The 5,813-nt window shown below is 57.4% G+C and carries 6 protein-coding genes; 4 read left to right on the top strand and 2 right to left on the bottom strand.

Annotation, left to right across the window (positions count from 1 at the left end):
• Window positions 1-123, bottom strand: a 123-nt coding sequence (locus EN925_RS20315; RefSeq protein WP_127274279.1) for an FAD-dependent oxidoreductase, incomplete at its 3' end; no start/stop codon positions are given.
• A gap of 475 nt (window positions 124-598) precedes the next feature.
• The gene (locus EN925_RS20310; protein ID WP_063169349.1) at window positions 599-1,063 is read right to left on the bottom strand and encodes an Lrp/AsnC family transcriptional regulator; all 465 of its coding nucleotides are present in this window, start codon (window positions 1,061-1,063) and stop codon (window positions 599-601) included.
• A gap of 621 nt (window positions 1,064-1,684) precedes the next feature.
• On the opposite strand from EN925_RS20310, the gene ectB reads away from it, so the two are divergent.
• From ectB to EN925_RS20290, 4 genes are all read left to right on the top strand, one after another.
• On the top strand, window positions 1,685-3,001 hold the full coding sequence (gene ectB / locus EN925_RS20305; RefSeq protein WP_063169350.1) for a diaminobutyrate--2-oxoglutarate transaminase: 1,317 nt from the start codon (window positions 1,685-1,687) through the stop codon (window positions 2,999-3,001).
• A gap of 225 nt (window positions 3,002-3,226) precedes the next feature.
• Complete coding sequence (locus EN925_RS20300) at window positions 3,227-4,687, top strand: aldehyde dehydrogenase family protein (protein ID WP_063169351.1); 1,461 nt, start codon at window positions 3,227-3,229, stop codon at window positions 4,685-4,687.
• A gap of 328 nt (window positions 4,688-5,015) precedes the next feature.
• On the top strand, window positions 5,016-5,384 hold the full coding sequence (locus EN925_RS20295) for a GNAT family N-acetyltransferase (RefSeq protein ID WP_063169352.1): 369 nt from the start codon (window positions 5,016-5,018) through the stop codon (window positions 5,382-5,384).
• Window positions 5,362-5,813: transporter substrate-binding domain-containing protein (locus tag EN925_RS20290; protein ID WP_245487251.1), on the top strand; the 452-nt coding region annotated here is incomplete at its 3' end. The genes EN925_RS20295 and EN925_RS20290, both read left to right, overlap by 23 nt.

Below are 5,813 nucleotides of genomic sequence, written 5' to 3'. Positions count from 1 at the left end.
GGCATTCGGCGGCGTATCAGGGCCAGCTTCAATGAGCAGCACGCGAGCGCCATAGGCGGAGAGCCTGCTCGCCATCACGCATCCAGAGGAGCCACCACCCACGACGATATAATCGAAAACCACGCAAACTCGCAAATGTCTGAGTCGGGCAAAAATCTAGCAGACGGCGAGCAAGCAAAAACGCGCAATTATCTTGCAGGACGCAGGAAATCAGCGCATTCTTAAGAGATTCGCATTATGGCGGCCTCCCAACGGGGCGGAACGTTTAAACATGACCTTGCCAGCAGTCCATCAGGGCTGAAGGCGATGCCGGAGCGTCGTGACTTAAGTGGACAAAGCGCATCGCGACTGAAGGGGACAAACCTATCGCGAGATACATCAGAATGCAGCCCGGTAGGTCCAGAAGTGCTTTTGCAGCATCGCGCTGACGAGGCCGTTGTAAGGAGCAGAATGATGCTTCGCCTTGCGCTCCATCGCCGCTTTAGCGGTACGAAAACTCCCGTCCCAATCATGGCCGGCGGGCAAGGCGGCTGACCCTTGCGCCAGTCATCGGTGAATCGGATCAACCAGTTGTTGAATGCGCGTAAGATTGCGCGTTCTATACATCGATTGGCACCGCCAAGGTTACCTTCGTGCGATCCATCACAATCATCGTGCTGTAATTTCTAACAGCCGGGCTATCAAAGAAGAAACGCCTCGAGAATGCGTCGTACTCTGCCAAGTCACGCACGGAGAGAAGGAGAACGAAATCGGCGTTACCGGTGACCGCATACGCGCTCATTACTTCAGGCGCCTTCTGTAGAGACTGCTTGAAGCGATCGATGACGTCGGAACGATAGCGCTCAATGTCGACCAAGACCAGCATCATCAGGGACCTGCCCACCGCCTCAGGCGACACGATTGCAACATCAGCCTCAATTACGCCAATTTGTCGCAACTGCTTCAATCGCCGCTGACAGGCCGTGGGCGATATACCGGCCAGTTGGCCCAATTCTTCCGTTGTTTGGCGATTGTTGCGCTGAACAGCGCTTAAGATTTTCAGATCTATCCGATCCAATTCCATGGTCATTCTCCGGAATAGCTGCAATTTGCGCAGAAAAACTGCGATATGCACTCGACTGTAGCCTCAACCCCGCGCAGACGGAAGCCCAAACGATCAGGCCAGGCATGGGACCAAAGTCGGCTATCGTCCTCGACGTCAGTTATAGCCATTGGCCGAAGAGTGCTGTCCACCATCGCCCAACTGACAATGGCAGCCGACGGTCAAAAGCCGAGGCCTTGCGCCCAGTTCGGCCGAGGAAACGTCTCGGAACTTAAACGCTAAGCCGACTGGACGATGATGATAGGGGGGACCTCTATTTCCGCGCTTCGGCTTCCATTCGTTGGCTCACGCTGCCAAGAGTCTCATCTGTGTATAGGGAATCGAGCGCTAGGTTCGCCTGCCCCGGTTGCTGCATCAAATGCAGCCGTCTTGAGGTGGTTGGGAAAAATCGTCACCGCAGCCACACAAACCGCCGGCCTTATGCAACCTGCCGGCAATTTCGCATAATTACTGCATCCCGCCGCTCAGAATTTGCGCAAGGCGCCCAATGTAGCGCGCTATTGTCTCACAACGGCACCTACACGCCACTTCATAAAGCAGAAGAGGCCTGGCTTTGCAGGCTTCAGATTGAGGAGTTCGCCTATGAGCAAGCAATTCGCACCTGAAATGGATGCAGGTCTCGCGGTTTTCAATCGCCTGGAGTCTGAGGTGCGCAGCTACGTCCGCGCCTTCCCCGCCCTATTCGATCGCGGAGTCGGGACCACTCTCATCGCTGCAGACGGTCGGGAATATCTCGACTTTTTCGCCGGTGCAGGCGTTTTGAATTATGGGCACAACAACCCCGTCATCAAGAAGGCGCTGCTGGATTATATCGAGCGCGACGGAATTGTGCATGGGCTGGACCTTGCCACGACGGCCAAGAAAGCCTTCATCGAAGCTTTCGAGCGATACATTCTCAAGCCTCGTGGTCTGACATACAAATTACAGTTTCCCGGCCCCACAGGTACGAACGCGGTCGAAGCGAGTCTAAAACTGGCTCGCCAGGTGACCGGGAGATCGAACATCGTCTCGTTTACCAACTCGTTCCATGGGGAAAGCGCTGGAGCATTGGCAGCGATGGGAAACAAGGAGCACCGGGCCGCTGCCGGGTTTCCCCTCGCCCATGTGACATCGTTGCCATACGAAGGCTACCTGGGGGCGTCAGTTGACACAATCGATTACTTCGAAAAGCTTCTCAATGACCCCAACAGTGGCCTCGACAAACCTGCCGCGGTGATCCTGGAAGGGATCCAAGGTGAAGGCGGCATCAATGCTGCGAGCGTTACTTGGCTGCAACGGCTGCGCGAGCTAACGTCGCGGCACGGAATCTTGATGATCCTCGATGACATCCAGGCCGGGGTCGGTCGCGCGGGCAGTTTCTTCAGTTTCGAAGCGGCTGCAATTGTGCCGGACATCGTTACCCTGTCCAAATCTTTGTCGGCGATCGGAACCCCAATGGCCCTTATTCTCATCAAGCCTGAACTTGATGTCTGGGCCCCGGGCGCACACACCGGGACCTTCAGAGGCAACAACTATGCTTTCGTCACTGCTCGTGCGGCCCTCGAAGCTTACTGGTCCGACTCCAAGTTCGAGGATGAGATCGCTCGCAAGTCTGCGATCTTGGTCCAAGAACTCAACGCGATTACCGAGGAATTCCCCACCCTCGGCCTGAGCGTGCGAGGCCGCGGTCTGATGTACGGACTCGTTTCACCGAAGCACCACTCCTTGCCAGGTCTGGTCTCCCAGGAGGCTTTTCGTCGGGGCTTGGTGATCGAGATCGCCGGCTCATACGGTGAGGTGCTTAAGTTCATGACTGCCCTCACCATCGCCGAGGCTGACCTTCGGCGTGGTCTGTCCATCATTCGCGACAGCATTGGCGCAGTAGCGACTACCCTCGACGGTGGAGGCGCGGCTCGCTAGCCGACAAAGCACCGGGCCACTAGCAGGTCCAAAATCGGGCCGCTCGCAGTCACGGAACGGGAAGGCCGTTCCGTGGCATGTGGCAGTGGGCGAACTCGGAGCGGCTGAACGGCAGACTAGGGCTTTCACTGCCGGACCGATACCACGGTTGCCGTTCTTCCTGCGGCGCCGACCACTGTCGCTGCGCCAATTCGAAGAAAATCGAGCGATAAGAAAGAGGACTGGATGGCCAGCAACGACGTAGTCAAAAATTATATCGATGGCGAGTGGCGGGATTCTGTGTCCGGCACACGCATCGAGGTCGATGACCCGGCGAGCGCCGAAACGATTGCTGTCGTAGCTGAAGCAGGACCCCAAGACATCGAGCTTGCCGTTACTGCTGCTCACCGCGTTTTTCGCGACCGCGTGCTGATAGACATGCATCCGTATGATCGCGGTCGCATGTTGTTTCGCGTTGCCGACGCCCTTGAAGCGCGTTTCGACGAGATCGCAGCCATTAACTGCGCGGAGACGGGGAAGGCATTGGAACTTGCCGATGGCGAGGTTCAGACCGCCATCAGATACCTGCGATACTATGGTGGCTTGGCCGACAAACTTGAAGGGCGCTCGATCCCGCGCGGGGCCAACCTGGTCAACTACACAGTCAGAAGTCCCTTCGGCGTGTCCGCCCAGATCGTTCCGTGGAATGGTCCACTTGAACTGACGGCCCGCTCGCTGGCCTGCGCCATCGCAACCGGCAACTCAGTCGTGGTGAAGTCGCCGGAACTAGCTCCCCTTTCCGGAGTTGAACTTGCGCGTGCCTGTGAGACAGCGGGGCTGCCTGCCGGAGCGGTCAACGTGCTCACTGGATACGGCCAAACGGCAGGCCAGGCGCTGATCGAACATCCCGACGTTCGCCACATCGTCTTCACGGGCTCGATTACTACTGGGCGGACGGTGCTCAAGACGGCAGCGGATCGGATCGTGCCCTGCATAATGGAACTGGGCGGAAAGTCGGCTGCAGTTGTGTATTCCGATGCCGACCTCGACTGCGTTGTGGAAGCGGTACGCGTCGGGACCTTTCTGAATGCAGGCCAGAATTGCAACAACCTTACACGTCTTATTGTGGAACGTTCTATTGCAGACAAACTGGTGGAAAGAGTGAGGGTCTGCGTCGAAGGACTGTCGGTCGGTCCAGGACGCGAAAACTGCGACATCACCCCGTTGATCTCCCGAAACCAACGACAAGGAGTTGAGCGGGCCTGCCAGACGGCCCTCTCGCAGGGCGCGCGACTCGTAACCGGCGGGACTGCGCTTTCGGAGCGGAGCGGTTACTTTATGGCGGCCACGGTGTTTGCCGATGTCGCGCGAGACAGCAATCTCTTCCAGCAAGAAGTATTCGGTCCTGTTCTTGCCGTTACCACGTTCGATAATCCGGGAATGGCCGTCAATCTCGCGAACGACACCGTTCACGGTCTGGCAGCGGGCGTGTTCACGCGGGATATTGACCGGGCCCTCTGGACCGCCGACCGCCTTTGGGCCGGTCAAGTGTACGTGAATGGGTGGTATGTGGGCGGGGTGGAAACACCGTTCGGTGGGATAAACCAGTCCGGCTACGGCAGGGAGAAGGGTCAGGAAGCGCTGGACGGCTACGTTCAGACGAGAAACGTTGGTATCCGCCTCTCGCAGCCACCATCTGGAAATTGAACGCTTGCTGATCCCTACCGACGGCGCGGCTGTCGGGCGATGCAGGATTCAATGACCTCGACCAAATCGAAATAAGCCCGGCGAGAGAATCCGTATCGGAGGTCATCGAGAACAACTCTAATCATAGGATTTTTGGCTGCGGACGGGCTTTACCCACCACGGACATGTAGGAGCGCATTGCCTAGCCCGCTGCGTGGGTCGCATGGGTCAGGAGAGGATCACAGTGCTTCAGAGACAATTGAGATTCGCAGAGCTGCCGCCGAAGATTTCGACAAGTTGGCAATGTTGAACCGCGAGTTGATCGAGGCCGAGAAGCATCGAAACCCCGATGACGGTTTCAGAACTCAAGGAGCGGTTTATTCAGTTGGTGAATCGCGAAATTTGGATGGTCGACCTCTTCAGCCAGAACGGCGAGATTGTGGGCCTCGCCACTCATCGTTTGGAGCCAGACAATGCGGAGCCGAGTGGGCAACGCGTCTTTTTGAGGCAATTCTACGTCAGCTGCCAACACCGACGTTCGGAGATTGGCTGCAGGACCCTTGAGCTGCTTATTCGGTCTCGTTTCCACAACAAATCAAGGATTTTCCTCGACGTGCTGGAGACCAATCCTGGCCGCAAGACCTTCTGGTCTCACACCGGTTTTGTCGCCTACAGCACGCTCATGGAGCGTCTCGTTGAAAAAGCGGACACCAAATAACCTGCGGTGCTGGGAATTAATTTGGGGATCGGATTGTCTGGCATTTGCGTGCGTCGCGCAAAAACACGAGAATAGAATCGAGCCGGTCGTAACCGAATGGGGCTCACTTGTCCCCGGCCTGCAGGCTAGCCGCTTCGACTTCATCACGGCCGGCATGTGGATCAAGCCGGAGCGCTGCCGCAACGTGCTGTTCAGCGAACCGATCGCTACGGAGAGAGGCGCACTGCTGGTGCCTAAGGGCAACCCGGAAGGGCTGCATTCTTATGAGGATGTGCGTGACAAGGGACTCACCTTCGTCAGTGATACAGGCTACACCGCGGTCCAGGACGCGAAAAAGTCAGGCATCGCCGACGACAAAATCATGCAGGTCGCCGGACCGCCGGCGGACAGGCTGTCGCGCCGCCGCCGGTGCCCTCGACTACTTTACAG

This window comes from Mesorhizobium sp. M7A.F.Ca.US.006.04.2.1, assembly GCF_004022915.1.
Lineage (GTDB): Bacteria > Pseudomonadota > Alphaproteobacteria > Rhizobiales > Rhizobiaceae > Mesorhizobium > Mesorhizobium ciceri.
This window is presented reverse-complemented; position numbering and strand designations above follow the sequence as displayed.

Excerpts from the sequence above, each read along its gene's own strand:
- EN925_RS20295 (WP_063169352.1), top strand. The coding sequence starts at position 5,016 with ATGACGGTTTCAGAACTCAAGGAGCGGTTTATTCAGTTGGTGAATCGC.
- EN925_RS20310 (WP_063169349.1), bottom strand. The coding sequence starts at position 1,063 with ATGGAATTGGATCGGATAGATCTGAAAATCTTAAGCGCTGTTCAGCGC.
- EN925_RS20300 (WP_063169351.1), top strand. The coding sequence starts at position 3,227 with ATGGCCAGCAACGACGTAGTCAAAAATTATATCGATGGCGAGTGGCGG.
- ectB (WP_063169350.1), top strand. The coding sequence starts at position 1,685 with ATGAGCAAGCAATTCGCACCTGAAATGGATGCAGGTCTCGCGGTTTTC.